At 41.2% G+C, this 25,330-nt stretch carries 23 protein-coding genes and 1 pseudogene; 7 read left to right on the top strand and 17 right to left on the bottom strand.

What is annotated here, in order from left to right:
* Nucleotides 1–17 precede the first annotated feature (17 nt).
* The 7 genes and pseudogenes from G0029_RS01220 to G0029_RS01190 form a co-directional block, all read right to left on the bottom strand.
* Entirely contained in the window at nucleotides 18–449 is a 432-nt protein-coding gene (locus tag G0029_RS01220; protein ID WP_180036137.1) for an acyl-CoA thioesterase, read from the bottom strand.
* 9 nt (nucleotides 450–458) lie between these two features.
* Nucleotides 459–1,652: a heme biosynthesis protein HemY gene (locus G0029_RS01215; protein ID WP_180109660.1), complete on the bottom strand. Its 1,194-nt coding sequence runs from the start codon at nucleotides 1,650–1,652 to the stop codon at nucleotides 459–461.
* A gap of 6 nt (nucleotides 1,653–1,658) precedes the next feature.
* Entirely contained in the window at nucleotides 1,659–2,501 is an 843-nt protein-coding gene (locus G0029_RS01210; protein WP_180109659.1) for a hypothetical protein, read from the bottom strand.
* A complete protein-coding gene (locus G0029_RS01205) occupies nucleotides 2,498–3,277 on the bottom strand; it encodes a uroporphyrinogen-III synthase (RefSeq protein WP_180109658.1) in 780 nt (259 codons plus the stop codon). Before G0029_RS01205 ends, G0029_RS01210 begins: the two co-directional genes overlap by 4 nt.
* Before the next feature lie 3 nt (nucleotides 3,278–3,280).
* Entirely contained in the window at nucleotides 3,281–4,198 is a 918-nt protein-coding gene (gene hemC / locus G0029_RS01200; RefSeq protein WP_078193127.1) for a hydroxymethylbilane synthase, read from the bottom strand.
* Between the two features lie 95 nt (nucleotides 4,199–4,293).
* Complete coding sequence (locus G0029_RS01195; protein ID WP_111886003.1) at nucleotides 4,294–5,034, bottom strand: LytR/AlgR family response regulator transcription factor; 741 nt, start codon at nucleotides 5,032–5,034, stop codon at nucleotides 4,294–4,296.
* 53 nt (nucleotides 5,035–5,087) lie between these two features.
* A pseudogene (locus tag G0029_RS01190) lies at nucleotides 5,088–6,241 on the bottom strand (sensor histidine kinase).
* Between G0029_RS01190 and argH the strand changes: the two are divergent.
* Nucleotides 6,232–7,662 (top strand): argininosuccinate lyase, encoded by a 1,431-nt coding sequence (gene argH / locus G0029_RS01185; RefSeq protein WP_180109656.1) that lies wholly within the window; start codon nucleotides 6,232–6,234, stop codon nucleotides 7,660–7,662. The pseudogene G0029_RS01190 and the gene argH overlap by 10 nt on opposite strands.
* A 27-nt stretch (nucleotides 7,663–7,689) precedes the next feature.
* Nucleotides 7,690–7,962 (top strand): oxidative damage protection protein, encoded by a 273-nt coding sequence (locus tag G0029_RS01180; protein ID WP_180084384.1) that lies wholly within the window; start codon nucleotides 7,690–7,692, stop codon nucleotides 7,960–7,962.
* Nucleotides 7,963–8,703: 741 nt separating this feature from the next.
* Here G0029_RS01180 and pgsA read toward each other — a convergent pair.
* The 3 genes from pgsA to uvrC all read right to left on the bottom strand — a co-directional run bounded on the left by pgsA (nucleotide 8,704) and on the right by uvrC (nucleotide 12,127).
* Nucleotides 8,704–9,291 (bottom strand): CDP-diacylglycerol--glycerol-3-phosphate 3-phosphatidyltransferase, encoded by a 588-nt coding sequence (gene pgsA, locus G0029_RS01175; RefSeq protein WP_078190467.1) that lies wholly within the window; start codon nucleotides 9,289–9,291, stop codon nucleotides 8,704–8,706.
* 104 nt (nucleotides 9,292–9,395) lie between these two features.
* Nucleotides 9,396–10,190 carry a thioesterase family protein gene (locus G0029_RS01170; protein WP_180109693.1) on the bottom strand — a complete coding sequence of 265 codons (795 nt, stop codon included), beginning with the start codon at nucleotides 10,188–10,190 and terminating at the stop codon, nucleotides 9,396–9,398.
* Nucleotides 10,191–10,327: 137 nt separating this feature from the next.
* Nucleotides 10,328–12,127 (bottom strand): excinuclease ABC subunit UvrC, encoded by a 1,800-nt coding sequence (uvrC, locus tag G0029_RS01165; RefSeq protein WP_180109655.1) that lies wholly within the window; start codon nucleotides 12,125–12,127, stop codon nucleotides 10,328–10,330.
* 178 nt (nucleotides 12,128–12,305) lie between these two features.
* Between uvrC and G0029_RS01160 the strand changes: the two genes are divergently transcribed.
* Nucleotides 12,306–13,352, top strand: a complete 1,047-nt coding sequence (locus G0029_RS01160; protein ID WP_180109654.1) for an AAA family ATPase — start codon at nucleotides 12,306–12,308, stop codon at nucleotides 13,350–13,352.
* Nucleotides 13,353–13,405: 53 nt separating this feature from the next.
* On the opposite strand, the gene G0029_RS01155 is transcribed toward G0029_RS01160, so the two are convergent.
* Both G0029_RS01155 and G0029_RS01150 read right to left on the bottom strand, forming a co-directional pair.
* A complete protein-coding gene (locus G0029_RS01155) occupies nucleotides 13,406–13,819 on the bottom strand; it encodes a PH domain-containing protein (RefSeq protein WP_180109653.1) in 414 nt (137 codons plus the stop codon).
* Between the two features lie 180 nt (nucleotides 13,820–13,999).
* The gene (locus G0029_RS01150) at nucleotides 14,000–15,082 is read right to left on the bottom strand and encodes a diguanylate cyclase domain-containing protein (RefSeq protein WP_180109652.1); all 1,083 of its coding nucleotides are present in this window, start codon (nucleotides 15,080–15,082) and stop codon (nucleotides 14,000–14,002) included.
* Between G0029_RS01150 and G0029_RS01145 the strand changes: the two genes are divergently transcribed.
* Nucleotides 15,081–15,353, top strand: coding sequence for a hypothetical protein (locus tag G0029_RS01145; RefSeq protein WP_180024932.1), 273 nt, complete (start codon nucleotides 15,081–15,083; stop codon nucleotides 15,351–15,353). The genes G0029_RS01150 and G0029_RS01145 overlap by 2 nt on opposite strands.
* Before the next feature lie 111 nt (nucleotides 15,354–15,464).
* Here G0029_RS01145 and lpxO read toward each other — a convergent pair whose 3' ends face one another.
* Nucleotides 15,465–16,379: a lipid A hydroxylase LpxO gene (gene lpxO / locus G0029_RS01140; protein ID WP_078190472.1), complete on the bottom strand. Its 915-nt coding sequence runs from the start codon at nucleotides 16,377–16,379 to the stop codon at nucleotides 15,465–15,467.
* Between the two features lie 471 nt (nucleotides 16,380–16,850).
* Between lpxO and fadB the strand changes: the two genes are divergently transcribed.
* Both fadB and fadA read left to right on the top strand, forming a co-directional pair.
* Nucleotides 16,851–19,004: a fatty acid oxidation complex subunit alpha FadB gene (gene fadB, locus G0029_RS01135; protein ID WP_180109651.1), complete on the top strand. Its 2,154-nt coding sequence runs from the start codon at nucleotides 16,851–16,853 to the stop codon at nucleotides 19,002–19,004.
* Between the two features lie 12 nt (nucleotides 19,005–19,016).
* A complete protein-coding gene (fadA, locus tag G0029_RS01130; protein ID WP_180109650.1) occupies nucleotides 19,017–20,189 on the top strand; it encodes an acetyl-CoA C-acyltransferase FadA in 1,173 nt (390 codons plus the stop codon).
* 54 nt (nucleotides 20,190–20,243) lie between these two features.
* On the opposite strand, the gene G0029_RS01125 is transcribed toward fadA, so the two are convergent.
* The 3 genes from G0029_RS01125 to tehB all read right to left on the bottom strand — a co-directional run bounded on the left by G0029_RS01125 (nucleotide 20,244) and on the right by tehB (nucleotide 22,696).
* Entirely contained in the window at nucleotides 20,244–21,131 is an 888-nt protein-coding gene (locus tag G0029_RS01125) for a hypothetical protein (protein ID WP_180109649.1), read from the bottom strand.
* Nucleotides 21,128–21,634 carry a Panacea domain-containing protein gene (locus tag G0029_RS01120; protein ID WP_180109648.1) on the bottom strand — a complete coding sequence of 169 codons (507 nt, stop codon included), beginning with the start codon at nucleotides 21,632–21,634 and terminating at the stop codon, nucleotides 21,128–21,130. Before G0029_RS01120 ends, G0029_RS01125 begins: the two co-directional genes overlap by 4 nt.
* A gap of 189 nt (nucleotides 21,635–21,823) precedes the next feature.
* The gene (gene tehB / locus G0029_RS01115) at nucleotides 21,824–22,696 is read right to left on the bottom strand and encodes an SAM-dependent methyltransferase TehB (RefSeq protein ID WP_180109647.1); all 873 of its coding nucleotides are present in this window, start codon (nucleotides 22,694–22,696) and stop codon (nucleotides 21,824–21,826) included.
* 297 nt (nucleotides 22,697–22,993) lie between these two features.
* Between tehB and G0029_RS01110 the strand changes: the two genes are divergently transcribed.
* Nucleotides 22,994–23,581: a hypothetical protein gene (locus G0029_RS01110; RefSeq protein ID WP_180109646.1), complete on the top strand. Its 588-nt coding sequence runs from the start codon at nucleotides 22,994–22,996 to the stop codon at nucleotides 23,579–23,581.
* A gap of 55 nt (nucleotides 23,582–23,636) precedes the next feature.
* Here G0029_RS01110 and G0029_RS01105 read toward each other — a convergent pair whose 3' ends face one another.
* Nucleotides 23,637–24,998 (bottom strand): GGDEF domain-containing protein, encoded by a 1,362-nt coding sequence (locus G0029_RS01105; RefSeq protein WP_180109645.1) that lies wholly within the window; start codon nucleotides 24,996–24,998, stop codon nucleotides 23,637–23,639.
* Nucleotides 24,999–25,330 lie beyond the last annotated feature (332 nt).

Genomic DNA, 25,330 nt, shown 5'->3' with positions numbered 1-25,330 from the left:
ATAAAGTTAAATTGTATTTAAATATTATTTCCCACTGAAATCTCCAAAGCTTTTATTTTAGTTTTTATACTTTCTGGAATTGAAGTTTTTTGTAGGGTAGTTTTATCCACGCATACAATAACTGCATCGCCTGTTGCAACGATTTTTTGTTGCTGTTCACTCCATAATATATAACTCATACGAAATGCACTATTCCTTAACTCTTCAACGCGCGTTGCCACTTTTAAAATATCAGGATAAACCACGGGGCTTAAATATTTACATTGGCTTGAAGCCACAACCGTAACCACAGACTGATTAAATATATCCAACTGATCTAAATAACCAATCCGCGCACTTTCCATATAACGATAATAATGCACGTTATTTACATGACCAAAAGCATCCATATCCCCCCAAGCGACGTGTTGAGTATGAACCAATGAATATTGAGCTAAATCTTCTTGCATATAATGTCCTTATATTCGAATTTCCATAAAATTGGCATTATTTTCAAATATTAAATTTAATTGTTTGATCAAGTCATCCTGCTGATTTAAGGCTGACTTGATGCGTAAATAACTCATTAATACATCATTTGGATATAATTCTAACAATGCATCTGCTTCAGCTTGACGTGCTGTCGCTTGGTAAATATTCCATTTTGCAAAACTAAAAACAGGCAGCGCAGGATACTTTTCTTCCCAACGTTGAATCTGCTGTTCTACAGCCACATAGTCAGGGTTTTGCTTCAGCATTTTTTGCTGGAACCACAAAAAGAACACTTCTTTGTTAAATTGCTGTTCCAGCAAATGAATGGCCAATTGCTCATGCTCCTGACTCATCTCTGGCATACGAGACAAGACTTTTAACCAAAGCACTTTGACCGCATATTTACGCTCTGTGATTTGATCTTGTAAATCCAAATAACGCTGCTTTAAATACTGTAAGTCATCGACATCAGCTTGATCAAACGCTGATAATAATTGCTCCAACCAAGCTTGTTTTGTCAGCTCATCTAAATGTCCATAACGTGTCGAACGCAAATACAACCAAGGAAACTGCAACGCAAACATGCCCCATAGCGTGGTTAGGCGCTGCTCATAGGCACTACTGACTTTTTGCAACCATGGCGATAGTTCATGTTGATTTAAAAATTCAAGATGCGTTAAAGCCTTTTCACCCTCTTGTTGAGATAAATAAATTTCAATCCGTTGCAATTCTGCAAGCTCAAAAGCCATTGGATTAGTCTGAGTTAATGCATTTAATGCTGTTTCATATTGTTGCTGAATCCAATATAAACGCGCATCGATCACCCCTTTTAATAATCCAGACTCAGTAAAAGCTTGCTGAATAAAGTTTTTTTGATCTTGCGCAGCATTTAAAAGCCAAATGACAGCCAATTGCTCATAGGGATGTAGTTTATTAAAACTAAAGACTGTTTCAGATTTACGCTGTTCTCGACTTAAATAGCGTTTAACCGCATACCAAAGCATTTGCACGAACAAACTCAGTAGTGCCAGCAATAATGCTAAAAACCAAATATTGGATTGAACTTGCCATTCACGCCAGTATAAATAGACATAGCCTGCACCATGTCCAAAACTCAGCAAACTAATAATGGCAACAACCAATAAGCTAATAAATAAATAGGCAAATAAAATATGTTTCATAGTCGATTATCCTATGAGTGCCCGAGTATTTAATAGCGGTACAGAAATAACCGGAATGTCCTTTAATTGTTCTAAACGTTGGCGTATCGGTTTTAATGAAGCATCTGGCAATTGCTGCATAATTTGCATAATTTCAGTGATTTCTTGTTGAAATTGAGGATATTGTCCTTGATTTAAAACTTGCTGAGCCAAAATTAAACGTAACTGCATTTCTTTTAATACCAAGCTACGCTGCATTAATACGGGACTTGGTTGTTCGACTGATTCGACTTGAATCCATTTTTGCCAAAAAGAAAGACCTTTTTGCTGCTCTTTAGAACTATAGGGCTTTAATATTTCTTTTTCTAACAATTGATCGATCGATTGCAGGGTGTTTTTCACTTTATCAGACTGCAACTGACGCTCTGTCACATATTGCTTTAAGGTCTCACGGTCTTTTTGAATCACCTGATGCAAACTCATGCGCAGTGCAGGTGCCAAGCTCAACTGATCTAATTGTTGGTCTAATTGGTTTAATTTTTCCAAGGCGACAGCAAATTGTTGTTGCTGCATGGCAAATTCAACCAAATCAAGTTGCTGGCCCACAACCAACATCGGCTCAATACTATGGTTCGCCTCAGCAGCAATCGAAGCATTCGATGTCGTTGCAGCCGACATCTCGGTCGTTGTGCCGCTCAACTGACGTTTCAAAGCCACGACCTGATCATTCAAACCTGCATTGCGCTGTTGCAATAAAGTTTGCTGTTGCATCAGTTCGGTTTGTTGAGCATTGACTTGAAATAGGTCAAAACTGAGTTTAGCCAACCAAAGTACGGCGACAATAACCACAACGACAAACAACTTCTTCATGTATTTCCCTGCACGACTTGCACATGCTGCAATATGTGTGTCGCGTTTAAATCTTCGAGTTGAATAATTTTAAAATCTTTGTTCAGTGTTATACGACTTTGCTCAAGTAGCTCGAACAACCTTACACCTAAAACTAAAAAATGTGCATGACTCAGCACTGATAAATGCGAATGAATCAGGTCAAGCCAATTGAGCCAACTGGCCTCACTGGTGATCAACATACAATATGGAGATGACAACTGATGTTCAGAAATGAGTGTTTTTACTTTTTGAGTGGTCTCTTCCGGTAGATGCCGTTCGTATAGCACAAAATTGAGAACCTGAATGCCACGTGCTAGCAACTGCTGCATCATAAATTGACGACCGCCTTCACCGCGCCAAAATGCAACGCAAGCCCCAGTCTCCAATTGTTCTAAATGGCTTAAGGTGAGCATTCCCTCCGAGGTTTCCACCTGCGGTACGACACTGTGAATGCCATAATCAGCTAGCTTTGCTGCGGTTGCATCACCGACTGCAACCCATTGAATATGTTCAAGCTGATCAAGTAAAATGCCTGCCTTACGCAAACCTTGCATTCCAAAGGTAACCGCAGAGGGGCTCACCACAACCAATACATCCGCAGCACTCAACTGGGCGTAGCACGCTGCCAATGCTTCTGACCATGCCCGTGGCTTGAGCTCAAGTAATGGAAGCTCAGCCACAGCAACACCCGCAGAGCGCAGCGTCAAGCTAAGCTGCGTTGCACGATCTGCTGGACGTGTATTGATAAAAAGCATGTATTAATACAGTGCCTTTAAAATTTCACCTGCACCTTGGGCTAACAAGTCTTGTGCCAATTTGACACCGAGCTGTTCAGCTTGTTCAGGAAGACCTACTTGCTGTGCTTTCAACAAGGTTTGACCGTCAACACTACCGACACGACCTTCCAAATGAATCTGACCATTTTCTAAGGTTGCATAACCTGCAATCGGTACTTGGCAGCCACCTTCTAGATATGCATTAAATGCACGTTCTGCGCGTACACAGGCATTGGTCTCTGTATGCATTAAGGGCAAAATTAAATCCAATACAGTTTGATCTTGGCTACGACATTCTAGGCCCAATGCACCTTGTCCAACTGCAGGTAAACTCACAACAGGCTCAAGAGTATGACGAATACGCTCTGCTAAACCCAAACGCTTTAGCCCTGCACTGGCCAAAATAATCGCATCATAGTTACCCGCATCGAGTTTAGATAAACGCGTACCCACATTGCCACGCAGATCAATAATCTCAAGGTCTGGACGTTGTTTTAAAATTTGGCATTTGCGGCGCAAGCTCGATGTCCCCACCTTCGCACCCTGTGGCAACTCATCAAAACTGTTATAGGTATTTGAAACGAAAGCATCTAATGGGTCTTCACGCTCACAAATCACGGCCAAGCTTAAACCTTCAGGCAAGGCCATTGGCACATCTTTCATCGAATGAACTGCTAAGTCTGCACGACCATCCAACAACGCCGCTTCTAATTCTTTTACAAATAATCCTTTTCCCCCAATTTTGGCTAAAGGGGTATCTAGAATCTTGTCACCTTGAGTCACAAAGGTCACCAACTCAACTTTCAAATTTGCATGAAGTGCTTCTAAGCGTGCACGAATATGTTCCGCCTGCCAAAGTGCAAGCGGGCTTTGTCGAGTTGCGATCTTAAGGATATTCATAAATTTTAAAATACAGTCTATAGGGCTATTATTCTAAACTTAACTTGCTCAGTTGAAAATGCAAGCTTAATTCGCAATGTACTTTGACCCTTGCCCTATAATTTTTGTATTCGCTCACGCAAATTCGGTAAATGTCGACGGCTGACCGCCAAGCGCTCGTCTAAATCTCGACAACGCACCTGATATTGCCCCGAGCTTACGACTTCCAAACCATCTAAAAAGCTCACAGACACCAAGGCATTGCGATGAATGCGTATAAAACGATCACCAAATTCATGCTCTAAATCTTTCAGCGTTTCATCAATGAGTACGCTGCCATTTTTGTGCCGAACAGTGACATATTTCTGATCTGCAAGAAAATAGTAAATATTTTCCACAGGTACCAACTCTACACCACGATAGGTCTTTGCCGCGATTTGATGGCGGCTGATTTTAATTTCGTCCATATTTTCTTTTTGTTTTATCGTGCTCAATTGAGCTTGGGTTAATTTAGTTAAATGATCTAAAACCTGCTGCAATTCCTGTTGCATAACTGGTTTTAGTAAATATCCCTCTGCATTCGATTTAAATGCATCAAGTGCATGATGATCATATGCAGTGCAAAAAATAATAGCGGGCATGGGGTCTAATTCACGCAACAATTTCGCGCAAGTCAACCCATCCATTTCAGGCATTTGTATATCTAGTAAGATGACATCAGGCTCGAGGCTTTGAGCCAAGTCAATCGCTTGTTGACCATGTGAAGCTTTCGCAACCACTTGATGTCCAAGTTGAGTGACTAAACGTGACAATCGCTCTACTGCTAGAGGCTCATCATCACAGATTAGGATGTCCATTTCTCCTCCTTATCTCGTTAACGTCATTTATTTTTATTGGTCAACTGAGATTTCTATTTATATTGATATTGCACCACAGTCGTATACATTCCCTCGCCTGCGTAGGTTTGAAAAGTGACATGCTGACCATAATATGCCTCAAGTCGCTGTTTCACGTTTTCGATGGCAATACCATTCCCCTGACGTAATTTAATTGTATCCTGTGTATAGGGATTTGTAATAACGATATTAATTTGATTTTGTAATATTTCAATCAATATATTTATCGTACTCTTTGTCAAAATCTTTTCAACTCCATGAAAAATACTATTTTCTAATAAAGGTTGTAAAGTTAATAGTGGAATTTGTACTTGAGCGTATTGTTCAATACCTTCTAGTTTCCACTCCACCTTAAGCCGATCACCTAAACGCATTTGTTCAATGGCCAAATAACGCTGACACAGATCGATCTCATCTTTGAGACTTACCAACTTCAATTCTTGAAAACTTGCACGGAACAATCGAGATAAATTCAGTAGCATTTGCTCCGCTTTATCTGGGTCAATCGCAATCAAGCTAATCACATTGTTTAAGCTATTAAATAAAAAATGTGGATGAATCCGAGCTTGCATAGCCTGAATGCGTGAGTTTAATTCACTATGATGTTGTCGACCCCACTGTTCTCTTAAATATAAATATCGAAAACAAAATGCCCCAAGCAACACCCCATAGCTCAGATTTAAAACCACACCAGCAGTTAAAACATCTGCACTCAAACCAGCTAAACTGAAATTTTCACCAAAATAGATCAAAACATTTAAAATTAAGGTGGTGAATAACACCAAAGCTTGCAATAAAACAAACCCGCTAAACATGAGCATTTTCATGCTTAAACCACGCGTCTTGCTCTGCAAAAGCTCTGAAAATGCTGCAAATGCCAATAATATCCAGTTAATAAACAACACATGCTGCATGACACTGGAAACACTTAAGGCTTGCCACGATTGAGCTTGTGCCAAGACCAAAACCAAAGCCAAGATATTGCCCGCAAGAAACAGCTCCCACAGATAGTGCCAACGGCCCATTTTTCCTGAAAATACAGAAATTGTCATAGACCTAAACCCTGTCTAAAAGTTTGATCAACTTGCCCTTCGGCAACTGGGTTCGAATTTGCTATACTCTTGCTCAGTTCTATGCTTTTTATCTTATTGAGCCGACATGACCACATCTTCTAATTCCTCAAATCCGTCACAAGCCCAAACTTCAGGCATGTGGGGCGGTCGTTTTTCCGAAGCTACTGACGCTTTTGTTGCTGAATTTACAGCATCTGTACAGTTTGACCAACGCTTTTATAAACAAGATATTGCAGGTTCAATTGCACATGCAACCATGCTTGCAAAAGTTGGCGTTCTAACTGAACAAGAGCGTGACGATATTATTAATGGCTTAAACACCATTAAAGCAGAAATTGAAGTGGGTAACTTCGAATGGCGCATTGACCTAGAAGATGTGCACATGAATATTGAGTCACGCTTGACTCAACGTATCGGTATTACAGGTAAAAAACTACACACCGGTCGTAGTCGTAATGACCAAGTTGCAACCGATATCCGTCTGTATGTTCGCGACGAAATCGATGCGATTTTAGAATTATTGCAAAAATTACAAAAAGGTATTTTGGGCTTAGCGGCGAAAAATACCAATACCATCATGCCGGGCTTCACGCATTTACAAACTGCACAGCCAGTGACTTTTGGTCACCATTTAATGGCATGGTTTGAAATGCTGGTACGTGACTCAGAACGTTTAATTGACTGCCGTAAACGTGTAAATCGCCTACCTTTAGGCTCTGCTGCACTTGCAGGAACAACTTACCCGATCGACCGCGCATTCACTGCAGAATTACTAGGTTTTGAAGCTGTCGCTGAAAACTCTTTAGACGCCGTATCTGACCGTGATTTTGGTATTGAATTCAATGCGGCAGCATCACTCATCATGATGCATTTATCACGCATGTCAGAAGAAATGATTCTTTGGACATCGGCTCAGTTCAAATTTGTGAACATTCCTGACCGTTTCTGCACTGGCTCTTCAATCATGCCGCAAAAGAAAAACCCAGACGTTCCTGAGTTGATCCGTGGTAAAACTGGCCGTGTATATGGTGACTTGATGAGCCTATTGACCCTGATGAAAGGTCAACCATTGGCATACAACAAAGACAACCAAGAAGATAAAGAACCACTATTCGATGCAATCGATACTGTTCGTGGCTCACTCATGGCATTTGCCGACATGATCCCTGCACTAGTGCCAAACATTGACATCATGCGTGAAGCAGCGCTGCGTGGCTTCTCAACTGCAACTGACCTTGCCGACTACCTCGTTAAAAATGGCGTGGCATTCCGTGATGCACATGAGATTGTGGGTAAAGCAGTTGCTCTCGGTGTTCAAGAAGGCAAAGATCTTTCAGAATTAACCCTTGAGCAACTTCAACAGTTCTCTGACTTGATTCAGGCCGATGTCTTCGAAAAAGCATTAACACTTGAAGCATCTGTCAATGCACGTAACCACATTGGTGGTACTGCACCTGCTCAAGTTGAAGCAGCAATTGAACGCGCACACGCACGTTTAGAAAAACTTTACGCATAACTTTTTCAAGTTAAATGGAGTATTGATATGTCTCGACAAGTTTTTTGCCGTAAATATCAGGCTGAAATGGAAGGTTTAGACTTTGCACCATTCCCGGGTGCGAAGGGACAAGAATTGTTTGATACGGTATCTAAACAAGCTTGGCAAGAATGGCTAAAACACCAAACAACATTAATCAACGAAAAGCGTTTGAATGTGTTTGAACCAGATGCAAAAAAGTTTCTTGAAGAACAGCGTGAAAAATTCTTCAGCAATGATGAATCTTTAGAAAAAGCCGAAGGCCTAAAGCCTGAGGCGTGATAAAGCGGAGCACTGCTCCGCCACGCCGCAAGACAAGCAGCTATGCTGTGCGTAGGCTTTAATTGAAAAGAATCTCCAATCTTGGGGATTCTTTTTTATTGCTCTAAAAATTACGCAAGACAAGCGAAGTGCGTAATTTCAAAATAAAGTCTGAAAAGGACTCTTTTTTTGCTTCGGAGCACTGCTATTTTCGCAAAACAAAGATGACGTCTGTGTAAGCTTTTCATTGGGAAATGATCTTCATCATTGCTGAAATATCTTTTATCCATTGATCAATTTTATTTAAACTTAAATAGATGAATCTATTATTTAAATAATGTTAAATGTATTTTTATCATCACATATATCGATTTTCATTGTTTAAATCCAAACAAAACCTACCAAAGTTATCGGCCAATTTGTATCAAAAATTCTTAATGTAAATTTGTGATACATTTCTCAATAAAACACAACATTACACTACAATAAACTCCATGTATTTCTAAATCTGCTTTCCTATAATAGCAATCAAGAAGATGGAAACATCTTCCATAATAGCGATAAGTAACCCCGATTTTCCTTCCCAGATTTCCCCCAAAATCTGGGAATTTTTTTATCCAAAATTTGCGCTAACATCTCACATTTAACTTCAAGCTCTAATCAAATGAAGCGCTGTTCAAACTAGACAAACCCTCAATTTTTTCTAAAAGCTCGGCAATAAAAAAGCCCCGATCACGGAGCTTTTAGTAACTTACTTTTAAATCAAGGTTGTTTTAAATACGGCCATGCAGCTTTCAAATAAATAAACATCGACCATAACGTTAAAACCACGGCTGTATAGAGCAACCCATACGCCAACATTTCTAGGGGCTGCCAATTCAGCAAAAATACTGAAATCGCAATCATCTGAAATGCTGTTTTATATTTACCAACGGTTGAAACCGCAACACTGGTACGCGCGCCTAATTCAGCCATCCACTCACGTAGGGCAGACACCGTGATTTCACGTGAAATAATTACAATCGCTGCAAAGGCCATCGAAATGGTCGGTTGCCATTGCACCAAGACGATCAACGCAGTTGCGACCATCAGTTTATCTGCAACAGGATCGAGAAAACGTCCAAATGCTGAAGTCTGATTTAAACTTCTTGCAAGGTAGCCATCAAACCAGTCAGTGACAGCTGCGATCACAAAAATAGCAGTCAGCAATATATGACGTGACATGCTTGCAGCATGCTCACCCACGCCCATTGCAGGTGGCCAGTACGCCACCAACAAAAACACAGGAATTAAAGCAATTCGTGCCAATGTTAAAATATTAGGAATATTCAGGATTCGACCTGTTGTCATAGACACCCCAGTTTTCCCCTCATGCACGATGAAAATGCAAAATAATTTGAGGATTTATCCATCGTTAGTTGCACTCACTTTATACGAAATGCCCCGCAGTGTCACTAGGCAAACACCGTAACAGTCTGTCGCGCAATCGCTATCAACTGGTTATTTTCATCCCATAAATGAGCATATTCTGTAGCGTATCCATCCGCTGCATAATCGGTAAATACTTTATATTTAAACCAATTATGTAAGTTTGATTGCAAGGGATGTACATAGGTCAATGTCCACGTTAAAGAACTCGCAGGTGCCATGGTTTTGTACATAGGCAGTACACCGGGCGGCCACATATCCATCGAGACCATTAGGTCAGCAACAGTCATCTTACGGTTATCATGACGTTCTGGGTTAAAACGCATCCAACCACTAAAGTCAGGCTTTTTGCTTGCAGTACACGGATACTGCCCATCTACCCAGGCCAAATCCATTTGCTGAAAGCACTGGGGTGCAAGTGGATGATGTCCGGCAATCTTTAAGCTGCTCACTTCAGGAAAATCGGGTGCTTGACGCTCCTGATTGACGGCAATGCTTGATTCACGTGGAACACCAAAGCTCGCCAATAAAATGCTTTGTACGGCATCATCTTGCCAAAGTCGAACTTCGATAGTGGTGACGGATTTGCCCTGTCTTAAAATTTCAGCACTTAAACGCACGGGCGCCAATTGTACTGGCCCAACAAAGGTCACATTACAACTGAGTAAACGTCGCTGCGGATCGGCAATGGTGACAACGGCTTTGTGCATCATCATGCCAGCCACTAAGCCGCCATAGATCGTACGTCCTTGCAACCATCCTTCTGGAATCTCAACCCATTCATTGTGTTCAATATGTTGATACAACTGTGCGAGTGACATCATCATCCCTGATCATATTTTTGATTTTTATATCATTGTATAAAAATTAAATGATGTGAATGATCAGTGACTCATGCGTCAATGAGCATTTTGGCAAATTCAGAATTGACCCCGTCATCGATTGGGGCTAGTTCGCTCTATTCATGCAGAATTTTATAAATGGTGCGCGCCATCACATCGCCTAACCCCGGCACTAGTTTTAAATCATTTTCAGAAGCCTTCAACACCCCTTGAATGCCACCAAAATGAGTCAAAAGATCCCGACGACGTTTTGGCCCTAAGCCCGGAATCACCTCAAGTACCGATGAGCCGCGCTTTTTATCTCTTTTCGCTCGGTGTTTAGTTATGGCAAATCGGTGGGCTTCATCACGAACCTGTTGAATCAAATGCAGGGCTTTATGGTCTTCGGGCAATTGGATTTTTTCACCATCGGTAAAGTGCAAGGTTTCCAGACCTGGTTTACGCCCCTCACCTTTGGACACCCCGACCATAAAGGCATCGAGCTCGAGTTCTTGCATGACTTCCATCGCCATGTGTAATTGACCTTTACCCCCGTCAATTAATAGCAAATCGGGCAACATATGCTTTTTATAGCGGCGGGTCAGTGCTTGACGCATAGCAGCATAATCATCGCCTTCAGTAATATCATTGATTGAAAATTGTCGATAGTCACGCTTTCTTGCGCCGCCCGCATCAAAGACCACACAAGACGCGATAGTTGCCTCACCCATAGTGTGAGAAATATCAAAACACTCAATACTGTCAATCGGCCGCCCAACGACTTGCTCTAACTGATGAAAGCGCTCATTCAATTCAAAATGATCGGCCAATTTACCTTTAATGGCGTGCTGCACATTCATCTGTGCCAATTCTTGCCACTCTGCACGGGTTTCACGCACTTTATGTTTGATTTGAATCCGCTTTTCAAAGTGCTGGTACAACGCATCTTCCATGTCTTTGCGATCTGGAATATCGACATTGATGATAAGTTCTGCAGGGATTTCATCTGCCACTTGAAAGTAAAAATTGGCAATAAAATCTGAGAGCATTTGACCTAGATCATCACCCTGCATATCAGGGAAATAACTCTTTCCGCCGAGCATTTTGCCATTGCGCACATGCATGATTTGCACACAGGTCACACCGGCTTGATAAGCAATGGCAATAATATCTGCCTCGCCTTTGACTTTATAAATCGCTTGCTGAGTTTGTACATCACGTAGCAGTGCCATACGATCACGATAAAACACCGCCTTTTCAAACTCCAAAGCTTCTGCCGCAGCTTCCATTTTCCCAATCAGCTCTTGATTAAGCTCTTTAGTGTCGCCTTGTAAAAACCGAATCGAGTTATTGACATCTTCTTTGTAATCTTCGGGTGAGATCAAACCCACACAAGGCGCGGAACAGCGTTTAATTTGGTATTGCAAGCATGGTCGTTTGCGCTGCGAAAAATAGCTATTTTCACACTGACGCACATTAAACAGTTTTTGCAGCACCACCAAAGTATCACGCGCGTTATAAGCACTCGGATAAGGCCCAAAAAACTTACCAGCTTGATGCTTACCTTTCCCACGTCCTGCGGCAATTCGTGGATAGGGTTTATCGGCAGAGATAAAAATATAAACATAAGACTTATCATCACGCAGCATGATGTTATACGGCGGACGATGCAACTTAATCAGGTTTTGTTCGAGCAATAGGGCTTCCGTTTCAGAACGCACCACCAAACTTTCAATATCATAAATACGGGCAACCAAAGCCTGCGTCTTGGGATGCTCAATAGTTTTGACAAAATAACTCGACACACGATTTTTTAAATTCTTTGCTTTACCCACGTACAGCAACTCACCATCTTTACCCAGCATGCGGTAAACACCGGGTAGAGTCGTCATATTGGCAAGAATTTTTTCAATATGTTCGCGTGCGTTTTCGTTCACTTTTGCCTTGTTCCGTCTTCGATATTGCTCTTTGACATGATGTGATGCTTTTACCTACATTTTCAAGCAATCCCGCAAATTTATTGTTGCTCATAGCAATGATCTGATTGCTAAAAGCTATTAATGCAAAATTCTAAATTTGCTATGCTCAAAACATCCCGCTTTAGGAACATGATGCATGACGAACGCCAATCCCGCCATCCATGTCGCACACCCGACAACTTCGACGCATAGCACTGCTGAAAAAAACCGTTTGATGGGTAAGCCGCGTTTTCATTTTGAACCGCATGACGTTATGCAACGCCTAAAGCAACGGATCATTGGACAAGAAGCAGCATTAGACGAAATTGAAAAAATGCTGCATGTGGTCAAGGCTGATTTTTCCAGTCCAGAACGACCGCTCTCCGTAACCTTAATGCTTGGACCGACAGGTGTTGGTAAAACCGAAACTGTGCGTTTAATCAGTGAAGTGATTTATGGCAGGTCTGATGCCTTTTGCCGTATTGATATGAACACGCTCGCACAGGAACATTATGCGGCTGCCATTACTGGTGCTCCTCCGGGCTATGTCGGCTCGAAAGAAGGCCATAGTTTATTTGATGAAGTTGCCATTGCAGGTAGTCATACCCGACCGGGAATCGTGCTTTTTGATGAACTGGAAAAAGCGTCAACCGAAGTTCTTCGCGGCTTAATGAATGTGCTGGATAGCGGAAAATTAACCCTAACCTCAGGTACAAAAACCATCGACTTTCGTAATTGTATGATCTTTATGACCAGCAATGTCGGTGCACAAGCGGCACAGCAATATCTAGATAAGTTAAATTTTTTACCCGAAAAAATACAGAAGGTTTGTCTCAAACGCGTGCCGGTCAGCAGCATTATTGAAAAAGTAATGCAACGTAAATTCGACCCTGAATTTATTAACCGTATTGACCGTGTACTGCAATATCAACCCGTTCAAGATGATGCTTTACCTCGTTTGGTGGAGATTGAACTGGAAAAACTTAATCAACGCCTACAACATCAAAAACGCAGTATCAAACTCACAGATGCAGCCAAAGCACATTTTTATAAGAACCATGATATTCGTTATGGCGCACGACATTTAGCACGAAAAATACGGGTTGAACTTGAACCTATTTTGGCGGTGTATTTTTTGAATCATCCCGAACAAACTAAAATACACCTAGATGCACAACTTGGACAATTGGTTATTATTAAATAATTTACTGGTCTTTAAAAGGCATGCTCACATACCTTTATTCAGCATTCTTATATTTATTGGATTGGAACACCAATCGCTTTAGCAAAAGCTTGCGGATCTTTCGGTGAAACCATGACAAATTTGGTTTTGCCATCTCGAAGATATTCAATTTTTAAACGTTTAATGGAAAGCGCAGGTGCCGCAGACAAATCCTGACTTGCACTGATGCGTTGGATATCCTGCAAAGGAATCTGCCAATGTAGAAACATGCTACGGATGTTTAATTCTGTAGCGGAAATTTGATAACGTGTATTGAATATTGGCCACCACAGCAATAACACCGTTAAAATATACACCGCGGTATGAAGAGGATATTGCTGCATCGTGCCTTTGGCTTGCATGGTGAGTAATAATTGAATGAGTAAACCGCTCATACAAACAATAAACGCCACCACCCACCAATCTTTTTTTGAACGAAAAACTTGCATCTTATCCCCCATCAACTGCTTTTATTCTATACAAGATTTTGCAGGATGCATCTGCTATTTCAGCTTTATTTTTGCAGGAAATAAGCATACTTATCACATTATTTTCAAGAATATGGAGATCCATTTAGCTCAAGTTTCGCTAGTCATCTATTGTTATTTTTGGCGTTATTTACGCTCGGATCACGCTTCTTTCGACATAGGTTGTTCCTGCAAACGTTTATAATTCTTTTTCTCTTGATACATTTTAGCATCGGCTTGTTGTACCAAGCTCATGGCATCTACATAGCCTTGCTGATGGTCTGTTTGGCACAGCCCAATACTTAAACTTAAGCCTGCTTCCATTTCAGCCACCGCTTCTAATAAACGCGGGATAAAACTCGCTTCCACATGCTTTTCACTACATCCCGGCAAGACCAAACAAAATTCGTCTCCGCCATAACGGAAGCAATGATCATCTAAACGTGCAACCGACTTTATGGCCGCAGCAACCGTTTGTAGTACCTGATCTCCACGTGGATGACCTTGTTCATCATTGATCTTTTTAAAATCATTGATATCAATAAACACTACTGTTACGGGTTCATGATTACGCTGTGCGGTATATAAAATACTGGTCAATAAGGTCGATAAATGCCGGACATTTAAGAGTCCAGTTAATGGATCGCGCTGTGAAAGTTCTTCCATTTCTTGTGCACGAAACTCTAGCGCATGCGCATACTGTTCCATTTTTTCACGGGAGATCTTCACCTCATTAATCAAACTCCATACATAGGTTTCCACCACCAATGTAGTGTCGAACATAAAGAGCTTTTCCAAGGTGTTAATAATCCGCTGATATTGTTCCGTATCATTAAAGGTACGCTGAATTAAGCGAAACAACATGGTCTTTAGGGTATGCACCGCAGAGAGATACAACTTCGGCTCTACACCTATGCGCTTATGAACCAAACCAATCCGTAAACGGTTATTCACATACGCGCTGTCATAGCGCCCGGAAAATAAATCCAATAAATATTGATGCTGCGCGCGTTGCAAACGCTTCAAGGTATCAAGATCACCAATCAAAGTGGCAATTTCTGGAATTGAGGTCTGATTTTCATAAAATTCATCGACCATACTGTCGAGTATTGGCGCCACAATTCCACCAATCGAAGCCAGTTCCGCCAGCTCTAAATCAGTCAAGCCAAGCAACTGTTTACGTCGTTCTATATCTTGCATCGAAATATGCATTTGATGCATCAATGTTTGGTTGGTTGCTTTCATGAATCGGATACCCTTCCCGCCAAATCAATCCCTTCAGGCGTTTACTCAGGGTTTCTATGCAGTAGGTCTTCATGCCTGCATGCAAAGCTTCCACCGTTTTCACCCTTGGGTTTTGGCTATCATTGATGATGACACTTTTCTTTCAGCTCAACGGTTTTGCATGGGCTTAAGTTTGGACGTCAACATCATTTTCCTCGTCTATTGGCTCACTTTTTCTGGCTTATTCTGGTTCTGGCTTATTTTGGCTAACACTATTTCTGCTTTTGGCTGATTTGCTCTGCATAATTATTTTTATTCTGCTTCCACGATAACTGATATTTCACTGACTGTCAGCATAAAAAAACGCCCCTAAGGGCGCATTTTTTCAATATTTATTCTACTTTTAAAATAAATATGGGCGTACAAAAATCAGGAAGAACAGCCCCAACATTAGGAACCACTTTAAAAAGTAATACAGTGAGCGATTGGTTTTTTTCAAGGCTTTGGCTTTTATACGAATTTGATAGACATAGCCAAATACTTTATTTAAACCACCCGTTTTATCACCGCTTTCATTCGGTGAACTCGCAGCAGTCATGACATTTTTACCAAACCAATGGTTAAAAGCTTCCATCCACTTTGACTTTAATGGCCGTTCAACGTCTGCAAAGAAAATAATCCGGTTCTGATCCGTTTTATTTTCAGCATAGTGAATATAAGTTTCATCAAACACCACACTCTCGCCGTCACGCCATGAGTACCGCTGACCATCGACATCAATAAAACAACGGTCATCATTGGGCGTCAGTAAGCCCAAGTGATAACGCAATGAACCGGCATAGGGATCACGATGACGGACTAAACGACTGTCAGGCGCCAACTCAGTAAACATCGCGGCTTTAATCGTGGGTAGATTTTTTAACAAGGCCGTAGTTTTTGGGCAAAGTTCAGCAGCCGAAGGATGGGCTGAGTCATACCATTTTAAATAAAAGCGTTTCCAACCTGTTTTAAAGAACGAGTTAAATCCAAGGTCATCATAAGTACTCGATGCTTTGATGCCCCCTTTTTCATATAAGGCCTTGGCTTCATCACGAATCATTTCCCAGTTTTCATCTAAGACTTTTAAATCTTTAAAATGCTGCGTGTCGATATAGGGTTGGCTCGGCACTTTTGAAAACATGTACATGAGAAAATTGATCGGTGCGAGCAATGTCGAATGATCAAAAAACTGACGATAAAATGAATGACGGACTTTACCGCGTTGCTGGATATAAAACGCAGAAATGACAAAGACCGCCAGGATAATCCACTTAATCATATGAGGACCTGGTGCTAATAAGCATTGTGCTTAATAAAAAATTAACTTTTGAGAACGCGGCGAGTATAGCATAGTGCTCAGTGACGCTTCAATAAGCAGCATAGAACACTGTGTCTCAGCAAAGATGGATGACAATAGTAAAAGTGAATTGACCATTCTGCCGAAAAATACACTTGCTTTTTTCTTGATTTTTTCTTTCGCATCTCAATCTATAGCTTACATTTATAAAAAAATGTGAACTGAAACATAAGCTTCAACATATTTAATCAGAGCGATAGCGTTTAAAGGCAGATCCGAAGGCTATTTCCAAAAGAAATTTTGATGACCCTAGCGTCACGGCTTGATACAACTTGTTATGTTCTTTTTAGATATAGTTATCGTAAGATTAGCGAGGCATAAAGTGTACGCAGGAACCGCGTACTCGCTTCACAACATCAACTTAGAAGTCCTCCAAAATAAAGGAGATCAGGCATGATCCACGCTGGCAATGCCATTACCGTCCAAATGCTTTCGGACGGAATTGCAGAATTCCGCTTTGACTTACAAGGTGAGTCGGTCAACAAATTTAACCGCGCAACAATTGAAGATTTTAAAGCTGCAATTGACGCTGTTAAAGCAAACGGTGACATCAAAGGTTTAATCGTTACTTCAGGTAAATCTACATTTATCGTGGGTGCAGATATCACTGAATTCGGTGACAACTTCGCTCAAGGCGAACAAGCGATTGTGGATTGGGCATTGCCTGTTCACGACATCTTCAATGCGTTTGAAGATCTAAACGTTCCTAAAGTTGCTGCAATCAATGGTATGGCATTGGGCGGCGGTTTTGAAATGTGCTTAGTGTGTGACTATCGTGTGATGTCAGATGCTGCACAAGTTGGCCTTCCAGAAATCAAACTGGGTATCTACCCTGGTTTTGGTGGTACGGTTCGTTTAAGCCGCGTGATTGGTATCGACAATGCGGTTGAATGGATGGCAATGGCTGCACCGAAAAAGCCAGCTGCTGCGCTCAAAGACGGTGCTGTTGATGCAGTTGTTGCTGCAGACAAACTACAAGACGCTGCAATTGACCTTGTAAAACAAGCGATTGCTGGCCGTGTAGACTGGAAAGCAAAACGTCAAGAAAAATTAGATCCTGTTAAATTGAACATGCTTGAACAAATGATGGCATTCAATACAGCGAAAGGTGCAGTTCTTGCAAAAGCAAATCCTGCTCAATACCCAGCGCCAAAACTTCTTTTAGACTCATTACAAGCAGGTGCAAGCCTTCCACGTGATGAAGCATTGAAAATCGAAGCGCAAGGTTTTGCTAAAGCGGCTGTAACTCCACAAGCAGGTGCGTTAATTGGTTTATTCCTTAACGACCAAATTGTGAAGAAAACTTCGAAGAAATATGAAAAAGGTGCGCACCCTGTCAACCAAGCCGCTGTATTAGGCGCGGGTATCATGGGTGGTGGTATTGCTTACCAAGCGGCAAGCAAAGGCACACCGATCATCATGAAAGACATTGGTAACCCACAATTGGCGTTAGGTATGTCTGAAGCGAACAAATTGTTGACTAAACAAGTTGATCGCAAAAAAATGACTGCGGCGAAAATGGGTGAAACTCTTGCGCGCATCCGTCCGACTTTAAGCTATGACGAGTTTAAAGAAGTGGACATCGTGATTGAGGCAGTAACAGAGAACCCGAAAGTAAAAGGTATCGTACTGGCTGAAACTGAGAAAAATGTTCGTGAAAACACGATCATTGCGTCTAACACATCAACCATTTCAATCACACGTTTGGCTGAAAACCTACAACGTCCTGAAAACTTTGTTGGTATGCACTTCTTTAACCCAGTTCACATGATGCCATTGGTTGAAGTGATCCGTGGTGAGAAAACATCTGCTGAGGCAATCGCAACGACTGTGGTTCTTGCTCAGAAAATGGGTAAAACACCAATCGTGGTTAACGACTGCCCAGGCTTCTTGGTGAACCGCGTATTGTTCCCTTACTTTGGTGCATTTGACCTTCTATTGAAAGACGGTGCTGATTTCCAACAAGTCGACAAAGTCATGGAAAAATTCGGCTGGCCAATGGGTCCTGCTTACCTCATCGACGTTGTGGGTATCGACACAGGCGTACACGGTGCGGAAGTAATGGCAGAAGGTTTCCCTGACCGCATGAAGCCTGACTTCAAAGGTTCAATTCAAACAATGTACGAAGCAAAACGTTTGGGTCAAAAGAACGACGTTGGTTTCTACAAATACGAACTTGACCGTAAAGGTAAGAAAGCCAAAGTGGTTGATCCAGTGGCTTACGAACTTGTGGCTTCTGTTGCAACTGCGGAAAAACGTGAATTTGATGCTCAAGAAATCATTGACCGTATGATGCTGACGTTCTGTAACGAAACTGTTCGTTGCCTAGAAGACAACATCGTAGCGACTGCTGCTGAAGCAGATATGGCGATGATCATGGGTGTAGGTTTCCCTCCATTCCGTGGTGGTCCATGCCGTTACATCGACCAAACAGGTGTCGCTGAATACGTAGCGCTTTGCGACAAATATGCGTATTTAGGTAAGGCTTATGAAGCGCCACAAATGTTGCGTGACATGGCTGCTAACAACAAAAAATTCTACGGTTAAGGAGCAACGTGAATGGCTACTTTAAATCCACGTGACGTTGTCATCGTTGATGGCGTACGTTCAGCAATGGGTAAAACCAAAAATGGTATGTTCCGTAACGTACGTGCTGACAGCTTATCTGCTGAATTAGTACGCGCGCTTGTTGCTCGTAACCAGTTTGATACCAATGAAGTTGAAGACGTAATCTGGGGCTGTGTAAACCAAACCCTAGAGCAAGGTATGAACATTGGTCGTAACATTGCATTGTTAGCAGACCTACCACGTACTGTTGCAGGTCAAACAGTGAACCGTCTTTGTGGTTCTTCTATGCAAGCAATCCACACGGCGGCTGCGCAAATTGCAACCAACCAAGGTGATATCTTCATCATTGGTGGTGTAGAGCACATGGGTCACGTTGGCATGATGCACGGCATCGACATCAACCCAGAAGCGTCTAAGCACTATGCAAAAGCGTCTAACATGATGGGCTTAACTGCTGAAATGTTAGGTCGTATGAACGGTATTTCGCGTGAAGAACAAGATGCGTTTGGTGTTGAATCACACCGCCGTGCTTGGACTGCAACACAAGAAGGTCGTTTCAAAAATGAAATCGTGGGCGTTGAAGGGCACGATGCGAATGGCTTCAAAATTCTGTGCGATATCGATGAAGTGATTCGTCCTGATGCAAACCTTGAAGCATTCCAAGCTTTACGTCCAGTATTCGATCCGAAAGGCGGTACAGTAACTGCTGCGACTTCATCAGCATTGTCTGATGGTGCGTCTGCAATGTTATTGATGTCTGCTGAACGTGCTCAAGCTTTAGGTCTTAAGCCACGTGCTGTGATTCGTTCTATGGCGGTTGCAGGCTGTGATGCTGCGATCATGGGTTATGGTCCTGTACCAGCAACTCAAAAAGCGCTTAAACGTGCTGGCTTGTCAATTGCTGATATTCAAACGTTTGAGTTGAACGAAGCATTCGCAGCACAAGGTTTGTCTGTTCTTAAAGGCTTAGGCATTTATGATCAACAAGACCGTGTGAACTTGAACGGTGGTGCGATTGCATTGGGTCACCCATTGGGTTGTTCTGGTGCGCGTATCACAACAACATTGTTGAACGTAATGGAACAGCAAGATACACAAATCGGTCTTGCGACGATGTGTATCGGCCTTGGTCAAGGTATCGCGACTATTATCGAACGTGTTTAATATTTAATTAAATACTGAGATAAAAAGAACCCCGCTTATTGCGGGGTTTCTTTATCAATTTGCTTTTAATTCAAGTTTAATATCTGCACTATGTGTTTCTTTTTCTACTTTAGGTCTTTTTGATAAATCATATGAAATGAGGCCAGATACAACGCAACAAACGATTAAAAAGCAAAATAAAATCACCTTAGTCCAAAGATAACTATTTTCAGATTTTTCTTTATTAAGAGATGTAATCCACGTTGTTAATAGAACTATTAACCCTGAAAAACTCAACATTAAAACCGAAACCACAAATACAAATAGAGGCAAACTTCCTTCACTCGTAAGCAATTCCACTGCTGCTTTAACTAAGCTCATTCCACCAAATAAGGCCACGATGATTGATGCAAATATACCTAAAATAGTGACAAACTGAGTTGTAGAGTTTTCAGTATTCTTTAAAGATTGAATAGCCGCCTCAGTTGCCTGCTTTGCGGTTTTTTCTGCTTCTTTAGCAATTCTATCAGCTCGCCCAGCAGCTTCTAAAATAAATTCTTTTTGTATTGCAGCTAAGCCAATATGACCAACAAGTTTTCTATAACAAGCTACGATATGTTTATTACAACTATCCTCGATAGACTCGCCTTCGGCGCGAGGAACATTTTCTAGCTTATGCTTCAAATCCTCAGGAATACCCTTTTCAGATAGAAACTTTATAATTCTTTCAGAAATAGCTCCTTTTAAGTCATCAAGCTCGCTTTTCTCAATTTCACAATCTTGATTGAATACTATCTCAGTTACCCTATCATAAGGGATATCATAAAATGTTTCTCCTGATTCAGTAACAATATATGCTGGAACTTCTCTAATAAAAAAAGCAGCGCTATAAGTAATAAACCGCCTGTTACTTAAAGTATCAGACGGCTTAAGATGGTAATCAATTAACTTATCAAGGCTCATATTATATTAGTAGCTTCACGTAACTCATTAGAAGTATATGTAAGCCCTCTTTCCCCATTCTTAATTTTAGGCTCTGCATCAATCCATGCTTTTTCTTGATGTGTCATATCCACCAAAGTAAAAGCATCTTTGATAATTAGTTTTTCAATTACTCTTTTAGCTACAGCAACTAAAGATTCATTCTGTGTTTCAAAAGAAGCAACATCAAAATCTTTAATTTCAAAATCTAAATCATCCTCAGAAAAAATAATTTCACTTGTAGGACTAGTAATTGGTTTACCACCATAAGTCTTAAATTCATTGTAAACAACAGAAACAACAGGACCAAATTGCCACTTTTCGACTTTCTCTGGATACAAAGTTTCTATTTCAAGATTTTGCTTCAAAAACTCAGTAGTTACATAATATAAAATTTTTTGTAATTTCAAATGCGTTAAAGGCTGTTCACTATGATTTTCAGCAGCATAACAAACAATATAGTTTGCAATATCTAAAGCTTTCATTTGTACACCTCCGCCTTGTTAACCCAAATTTTTTGCAAAAGCATAAAAATCAGTTGGCGTATTATCTCTAATTATTTCTTTTAATAAAGTAAAAAGTATCTTATTTACACTTATTTCTAACACAATGCGTCCCAACTTGTCACGCTAGTTTACTTAAAAGAAATACACCCACTAGAGAACAAGTAAAAATTAAACCCTCTGCGCCAACAAGGTCGCAAAATGCTGTTTAATCCGCTTCCCTTCCGCATCCACCCGATGCAGCTCTCCGATATTTTCATTGTATTTCACAACTTTCCAGCCCTCATACAAAGCACTTAACTCCCCGGCTTTAAAGCTAAATGGAAAGTCAGGCTGCACGGGCAAATCAGACGTATCCATCGCACAGACAATCAAATTATAGCCATTGATATTTGTGGCTTGCTGCATCTGCTGAATCAGTGGCTTCACTGTCTTGGCCTCTAAAAACATCATCACCACGGTACAGCAAATAAAGTCGTATGTACCTGCAATGCTTGGGTCAGCGTTTAGATCACGCTGCTGTACATGAATATTTTCCATGCCTTCCGCAGTGATCACCTCTTGCAGCTTATGCAAACTGTGTGGATTGACATCCCATGCATCCACCTCAAAATGCTGCTCAGACAACTGACTTAAGTACAGCGAATTACGCCCCTGACCACAGCCGACATCCAAAGCTCGACCACCTTGCAAATATGGTGTTGCTGCCAAAAGTTCTGAATGTGTTGGGCTGAGTTGATACTTCTTATAAAAATAGTCCTGTGCTAAACAATAAAAACTCAACTGACATTGCACATCATCACTCGCAGAGACAATCTTGTGCCACGCCTGCGGTTCTATAAACGGTGGTGGCTGGTCTGGACTAAATACATGCGTGGAAAGGATATTTCCAGACGCATCTAACATGGCAAAATTTACTTCACCTTGCAGCACGGTGAGTTTTGCCCAAGTGCCTGCTTTGGTATTGTGCTGTTGTTTAAAACCTTGCGGAATCGACTGCTGCGTCCACACAGGGAGCTGTTTATAACAAATAAGCTGCTGCATCTGTAGTTATCCCTCATGCGACGTTATTTTTATGCCATACCAATAGCGGAAATGTATATTCACCATAACGGCTTTAACAGTGATTTTAAATCAGCTTTGAATTGAAAATTTCGAATACTGTGCAATGTACGCTGTTTTTGTTTGTTTTTCTGCGTAACACCATGTTATCCGTTTGTAACATTGGTGGAATATTCACACAATCGAATCCCTCACTCTGTGCCGTGTAACCTAAGCGCTGTTGATAAGGCATAAAATTTACAATGCCTTATTTTAACTAAGTTTTATAGAGTGATGACTATGAACGCGATCAAAACTACTTTAGCTGTTGCTTTAGTTGCTGCTACAACTTCTGCTATGGCAACTACTGCTGTAGAACAAAAACCTGCGACTGCTGTTGAAGCTGTAAAAGCTCAAGCTGCACAAGCGAAAACTGCAACTGTAGCTGCTGCTCAAGCAACTAAAGATGCTGCTAAAACTCAAGTGGCTATTGCAGAAAAAGCGACTCAAACTAAAACTTTAACAGTGAAAGAAACTACTAAAGCAAAAACTGCTGACATGAAAAAAGCAGTTGTAGAAAAAGCAGCAGCAACTAAAGAAACTGCAGTTGCAGCAAAAGATGCAACTGTAGCAAAAACTGTAGCGGCTAAAGACGCTGTTGTTGCGAACACTGTTGCAGCAAAAGACGCGACTGTAGCAAAAACTGTTGAAGCAAAAGATGCAGCTGTAGAAAAAGCAACTGATGCAAAAGAAGCTGTTGAAACTAAAACTGAAGAAGTAAAAGCTGAAGCGAAAAAAGACTGCGCTAAAAAATGTGCAGAGAAAAAAGCTGAAGCAGCAAAAGCTGAGAAAAAAGGTTTCTTTTCTTGGTTCAAAAAAGCAGCTTAATCGTTGATTAAATGCTAAAAAAAGATGCCTTCACGGCATCTTTTTTTATGCCGATTTAGACTGCAATATTGCTTTCTGCTAACGGAATAATCTTTTGATAAACAAACTGATTTTTCCCCTGTGATTTCGCCTGATATAGGCAGGCATCGACATGCTGTAAAGTCGTGGAGTAATTGGGCAAACTCAACTGTTGAAACTCGGCCAAGCCCATACTAAAGCTGACATCTAGCCTTAATTGATCTTTTCGAAACGGCACATGTTCGCAGCGTTCCAAAATTGTTTCACACAACATTTTACCCTGCTCCAAATCGGCACCTTCGAGCAAAATTAAAAATTCTTCACCGCCCCAGCGACTGATAAAACTAGCGCGTGGACTACAATTTTTTAAGATTTTTGCCAAATGCACCAAAACACTGTCCCCTATTTGGTGCCCATATTGGTCATTAATTTTTTTAAAATTATCGACATCGAGCAAAATGATACAGCCTTTATCAACCGCACCCTCTATAAATATTTGTTCTTTAAAGGCATGGCGATTTTTCAGCCCCGTCAACTCATCGCAAAAACTCACACGTTGCAAAGCCAAATACAGGCGTTTATTTCGTGCATACAGCTCACAAATAAACAGAAAAATGATCAGATAAATACCCAATGCCAAACGATAAGAACTGATCCGCGAGAGCATATGTATTTGTGCATCTGACCAATATTCCCCAGCCAATGGCATGGCACCATACCAGCCACAGATCAGCGTCATTAAACCAATCAGCCAGCAAAAAGTTTTGAGGTCGTATTTGATCGCGTAATAACACATCAATAAAGGCAAGACCATGCAGGCATAGAAGATCTGATCATTTGAGATCACATATTGCACGGCCAATGCCACGATCAGATAGCCATAATCCATCCACGGTACATTCATCCAGCGCTGAACACCAAATAATAAACACACCACAGCCAAACTTGTTGCAAATTGCTCTAGAAAATAATCAACAAAGGCAAAGTATTGGTTGTCCATCTGAAAGCATGCCACGAACAACAGACTGCCTGCAAAAGCACCCACGATACTCGGAACAGTTAGCATCAAGGTTCGTTTAAAGCGGCGCTTTTTTAAATGGCTCAGTGCCAAATAGGCTTTAATAAATACCCAAATTTGAAATGCCGAAATCGCACACAGGAGAAATTTATCTTCTAAAGTTTTGGCGGGATCGACCATCAGCGAGGCCACAAAGATCGCACTAAAAGCATAGAGCACGATCAGTAAGTCGTGGCTTAAATGCTTCCGTATTAAAATCATGCCATAGGCCGCGAATACATTTACCACCCAAACAGGGCTAATGAATAATTCATAGGTATAGCCTATCGACACCAATGAAACCGCACATATGGCAAGCCATAGCAGTATTAATTTTTTCATACGCTAAAAAAAATCATCTCTAAAGATGGCGATAAACCTTTCATTCAAAGCCAATCGGTCTAAGGTTAGAATGTTTGCAAGTTCAATACAGCTCAGCTTCTTATGCGTTATGGGCTGCTGGCTAAAAATTTATGTTTAAATTTTCGGCGTATTTTAAGTGATTTAAGTCACACTATTGATTAATAGTTGTATAAAATTTGCAAATCCAATGCCTCAGGACAATTTTAGGGCTCACGTTTTCTGCGCCATTCATACTAGCTCAGACCACGCTCCCCCCAATTAAGTTCGCTAGCAACAAAAAAAGCCATCCGCTAAAGGATGGCTTTGAATTG

Source organism: Acinetobacter sp. YH12138 (assembly GCF_015218525.1).
In the GTDB taxonomy this organism is placed as follows: Bacteria; Pseudomonadota; Gammaproteobacteria; order Pseudomonadales; family Moraxellaceae; genus Acinetobacter; species Acinetobacter amyesii.
This window is presented reverse-complemented; position numbering and strand designations above follow the sequence as displayed.

Bases quoted from the DNA above. Each gene is read 5' to 3' on its own strand.
- G0029_RS01220 (WP_180036137.1), bottom strand. From the start codon at position 449: ATGCAAGAAGATTTAGCTCAATATTCATTGGTTCATACTCAACACGTC.
- G0029_RS01215 (WP_180109660.1), bottom strand. From the start codon at position 1,652: ATGAAACATATTTTATTTGCCTATTTATTTATTAGCTTATTGGTTGTT.
- G0029_RS01210 (WP_180109659.1), bottom strand. From the start codon at position 2,501: ATGAAGAAGTTGTTTGTCGTTGTGGTTATTGTCGCCGTACTTTGGTTG.
- G0029_RS01205 (WP_180109658.1), bottom strand. From the start codon at position 3,277: ATGCTTTTTATCAATACACGTCCAGCAGATCGTGCAACGCAGCTTAGC.
- hemC (WP_078193127.1), bottom strand. From the start codon at position 4,198: ATGAATATCCTTAAGATCGCAACTCGACAAAGCCCGCTTGCACTTTGG.
- G0029_RS01195 (WP_111886003.1), bottom strand. From the start codon at position 5,034: ATGGACATCCTAATCTGTGATGATGAGCCTCTAGCAGTAGAGCGATTG.
- argH (WP_180109656.1), top strand. From the start codon at position 6,232: ATGACCACATCTTCTAATTCCTCAAATCCGTCACAAGCCCAAACTTCA.
- G0029_RS01180 (WP_180084384.1), top strand. From the start codon at position 7,690: ATGTCTCGACAAGTTTTTTGCCGTAAATATCAGGCTGAAATGGAAGGT.
- pgsA (WP_078190467.1), bottom strand. From the start codon at position 9,291: ATGACAACAGGTCGAATCCTGAATATTCCTAATATTTTAACATTGGCA.
- G0029_RS01170 (WP_180109693.1), bottom strand. From the start codon at position 10,190: ATGTCACTCGCACAGTTGTATCAACATATTGAACACAATGAATGGGTT.
- G0029_RS01160 (WP_180109654.1), top strand. From the start codon at position 12,306: ATGACGAACGCCAATCCCGCCATCCATGTCGCACACCCGACAACTTCG.
- G0029_RS01155 (WP_180109653.1), bottom strand. From the start codon at position 13,819: ATGCAAGTTTTTCGTTCAAAAAAAGATTGGTGGGTGGTGGCGTTTATT.
- G0029_RS01145 (WP_180024932.1), top strand. From the start codon at position 15,081: ATGAATCGGATACCCTTCCCGCCAAATCAATCCCTTCAGGCGTTTACT.
- G0029_RS01150 (WP_180109652.1), bottom strand. From the start codon at position 15,082: ATGAAAGCAACCAACCAAACATTGATGCATCAAATGCATATTTCGATG.
- lpxO (WP_078190472.1), bottom strand. From the start codon at position 16,379: ATGATTAAGTGGATTATCCTGGCGGTCTTTGTCATTTCTGCGTTTTAT.
- fadB (WP_180109651.1), top strand. From the start codon at position 16,851: ATGATCCACGCTGGCAATGCCATTACCGTCCAAATGCTTTCGGACGGA.
- fadA (WP_180109650.1), top strand. From the start codon at position 19,017: ATGGCTACTTTAAATCCACGTGACGTTGTCATCGTTGATGGCGTACGT.
- G0029_RS01125 (WP_180109649.1), bottom strand. From the start codon at position 21,131: ATGAGCCTTGATAAGTTAATTGATTACCATCTTAAGCCGTCTGATACT.
- G0029_RS01120 (WP_180109648.1), bottom strand. From the start codon at position 21,634: ATGAAAGCTTTAGATATTGCAAACTATATTGTTTGTTATGCTGCTGAA.
- tehB (WP_180109647.1), bottom strand. From the start codon at position 22,696: ATGCAGCAGCTTATTTGTTATAAACAGCTCCCTGTGTGGACGCAGCAG.
- G0029_RS01110 (WP_180109646.1), top strand. From the start codon at position 22,994: ATGAACGCGATCAAAACTACTTTAGCTGTTGCTTTAGTTGCTGCTACA.
- G0029_RS01105 (WP_180109645.1), bottom strand. From the start codon at position 24,998: ATGAAAAAATTAATACTGCTATGGCTTGCCATATGTGCGGTTTCATTG.